This window comes from Mycobacterium sp. E3305 (assembly GCF_001666785.1).
Lineage (GTDB): Bacteria > Actinomycetota > Actinomycetes > Mycobacteriales > Mycobacteriaceae > Mycobacterium.
In genome coordinates, this window is sequence record NZ_LZJA01000293.1 from 1 (window position 1) to 589 (window position 589).

1 protein-coding gene is annotated in these 589 nt (G+C 71.5%); it reads left to right on the forward strand.

The features are described from left to right. A partial coding sequence (locus A5701_RS25540; protein ID WP_197505067.1) for a NifU family protein occupies positions 1–524 on the forward strand: 524 nt, incomplete at its 5' end. Positions 525–589 lie beyond the last annotated feature (65 nt).

Sequence of the window (589 nt, forward strand, 5' to 3'; positions counted from 1 at the left end):
TGGCGTTCAAAGGGAGCTGCAAGAGCTGTCCGTCGTCGGCGGTGACGCTGGAGTTGGCCGTCGAGGACGCGGTGCGCGCCGCGGCACCCGAGATCTCGGCCATCGAGGTCGTCACGGCCCAGCCCGGAACCACATCGGTAATCCCGGCCGAATCGCTGCTGGCGCGCGTACATTCCAACGGGTCCCACAGCTGGCACCCGGCGCCGGAGCTGGCCGAGCTGGCGCCAGGTGAGGTGGCCGGCTATCGGGTCGCCGCAACCACCGTGCTGGCGTGCCGGGTCGGCGACCAGACCTTTGCGTACCGCGACCATTGCCCGGTGTGCAACGCCACCCTGGCCGGTGCGAAATTACATGGGGCGCAACTGCGCTGCCCCAACTGCCGGACGGACTTCGACGCGGTACACGCCGGGGCCGGGGCGAACGGCGCGCATCTGGACCCGCTCCCGCTCTTGACCCGCGATGGCGTGCTGTCGGTGGCCTTGCCGGCCCACGAACCGGTGCACGCGATGGGCGCCCCGGCATGACCACCCCGTACGACGTCCTGACCCGCATCCGCAGCAACCGGCCGGCCCCCGAACCGGCCGGCGAG